The 2,375-nt window shown below is 62.4% G+C and carries 3 protein-coding genes; 1 reads left to right on the plus strand and 2 read right to left on the minus strand.

The annotated features are described in order from the left end of the window. Positions 1-666 (plus strand): nucleoside triphosphate pyrophosphohydrolase (gene mazG / locus EN964_RS32020; protein ID WP_127277238.1); only part of this gene is annotated, 666 nt, incomplete at its 5' end. A gap of 63 nt (positions 667-729) precedes the next feature. On the opposite strand, the gene hflX is transcribed toward mazG, so the two are convergent. Together hflX and hfq are read right to left on the minus strand one after the other, a co-directional pair. Continuing rightward, positions 730-2,121 carry a GTPase HflX gene (hflX, locus tag EN964_RS32025; RefSeq protein WP_127272395.1) on the minus strand — a complete coding sequence of 464 codons (1,392 nt, stop codon included), beginning with the start codon at positions 2,119-2,121 and terminating at the stop codon, positions 730-732. Beyond that, entirely contained in the window at positions 2,122-2,367 is a 246-nt protein-coding gene (hfq, locus tag EN964_RS32030) for an RNA chaperone Hfq (RefSeq protein WP_006202172.1), read from the minus strand. Positions 2,368-2,375: the final 8 nt, after the last annotated feature.

The following is a 2,375-nucleotide window of genomic DNA, read 5'->3' on the forward strand; positions in this document are numbered from 1 at the left end:
GACCTTGACGATCTGCGCGACGAGCTCGGCGACCTTCTGCTGCAGGTTGTCTATCACGCGCAGATGGCCGAGGAGGCCGGTGAATTCGCCTTCCCGGATGTGGTGCAAGCCATCACGACGAAGATGATCCGCCGCCATCCGCATGTCTTCGGCGACGAGAAAGCCCGCAACGCCGGCATGGCCAAGGGCATGTGGGAAGAGATCAAGGCCGAAGAGAAGGCGGAGAAACGAAGCGCCCGCCTCGCGCGTGGTCTCGATCCCGAAGACAACGGCAAGGGGTTTCTGGACAGCGTGCCGGTCGCCCTGCCCGCACTGACCCGGGCGCTGAAACTTCAGGAGAAGGCCGCCCGCGTCGGTTTCGACTGGAGCGAGGCGGCGCCCATCCTCGACAAGATCGAGGAAGAGATCGGCGAATTGCGCGAGGCGCTGGCAAAGGGCGACACCGCCTCGATCAAGGACGAGTTCGGCGACATGCTGTTTGCCGTCGTCAATCTCGGCCGTCATCTCAAGCTCGATTCCGAAGCAGCGCTGAGCGGCACCAACGAAAAATTCCGCTCGCGCTTCCACTATGTCGAACAAGCTCTGGAAAAATCCGGCAGCACGCTGGAAAAGGCTGATCTGGCCGAGATGGAAGCGCTCTGGCAGGAAGCAAAGACCGCGAAGTAATCTCTCTTTCGGGCAATTCCGGACGGAAAACCGCTATACACTTTTTCCTGGAATTGCTCCGGATTACCCGTTGTTTTTACGACGCAATCTGCTTTCGATCTCTTCGCGGGCGCTTTGCGTGGCCTTGAGCGAGATGGTGGCGCTGCCGTCATCATTGTCGCTTCGCGAAACGACATCGCCATTGCGGTAAAGCCAGTCGACAAGGCCGAACTGGGCCGGCTCGATCGTCACGGTGAGGTCTTCGAGTTCGCCCGCCATCCGTGTTTCGATGATCGCCTTCAGCGCATCGATGCCCTCGCCGGTCACCGCCGACACCGCAATCGGCGGCGCCTTGTTGGCGTCGGCGCCGTCTGCAAGCAGCCGGGTCCGGTTGCCTTCGTCGAGCCGGTCGATCTTGTTCCACACTTCTATCACGCGCTTGGCGTCGCCGGCGTCGACACCGAGGTCGGCCAGGATGCGCTCGACATCTTCCGCTTGTGCAGCAGTGTCCGGATCGGAAATGTCGCGCAGATGAAGCACAAGATCGGCCTCGACCACCTCTTCCAGGGTGGCGCGGAAAGCCGCGATCAGATGCGTCGGCAGGTCCGAAATGAAGCCGACCGTATCGGAGAGGATGATCGGCGTGCCATGTGGGAGGCGCACGCGGCGCAGCGTCGGGTCGAGCGTGGCGAACAGCATGTCCTGCGCCAGCACATCCGCCCCGGTCAGCCGGTTGAACAGCGTCGACTTGCCGGCATTGGTGTAGCCGACGATCGCCACCACCGGGAACGGCACCTTCCTGCGCTTGGCGCGGTGCAGGTCGCGCGTGCGCCGCACCGTTTCCAGCTCCTGCTTCAGCTTGATGATCTTTTCCTGCAGCTGCCGCCGGTCGGATTCGATCTGCGTTTCGCCGGGGCCCCCGAGGAAGCCGGCGCCGCCGCGCTGGCGCTCCAGATGGGTCCAGCTGCGCACGAGGCGGCCCTTCTGGTAGTTGAGATGGGCGAGTTCGACCTGCAGCGTGCCTTCCTTGGTGCGTGCGCGCTCGCCGAAGATCTCAAGAATCAGCCCGGTGCGGTCCAGCACCTTGGCGTTCAGCTCTTTTTCGAGATTGCGCTGCTGCACCGGGGTCAGCGGATGGTCGACGACGACCACTTCCGCATGTCCCTCTTTGACGATTTCCGCGAACTCCGCAACCTTGCCGCTGCCGAGCAGCGTCGCCGGGCGCGGATCGTTGACGGTCACCACCGCAGTGTGGATCAGATCCAGGTTGATGGCGCGGGCAAGGCCGACGGCCTCGTCGTGGCGAGCATCAGCCGAACGCATCAGCCGAGGACGGTTGGTCTCGTCGTCGTTGCGCTGGTGGCGGGTAAGGACGGGCACAATGACAACAGCCCGGGTCGGGCCCTTGGCTTCCGTCCCGGGATGATGCGTTGGTTTCCCGCGAACGGTGGCGTCCGCGTCTTTCTCACGTGCCAATCAGGCGCCCTGGCTTTCCTCGCCATCGAACATCTGAACCGGCTGGCTCGGCATGATCGTGGAAATGGCGTGCTTGTAGACGAGCTGGGAGTGACCGTCACGGCGCAGCAGGACACAGAAATTGTCGAACGAAGTGACCACGCCGGTCAGCTTGACGCCGTTGATAAGGAAGATGGTGAGCGGGTTCTTGCTCTTGCGAACTGAATTCAGGAACAGGTCCTGAAGGTTTTGCGATCGTTCCGCCATTGTTCTTG

Origin of the sequence: Mesorhizobium sp. M7A.F.Ca.CA.001.10.2.1 (assembly GCF_003998575.1) — a bacterium.
GTDB lineage: Bacteria > Pseudomonadota > Alphaproteobacteria > Rhizobiales > Rhizobiaceae > Mesorhizobium.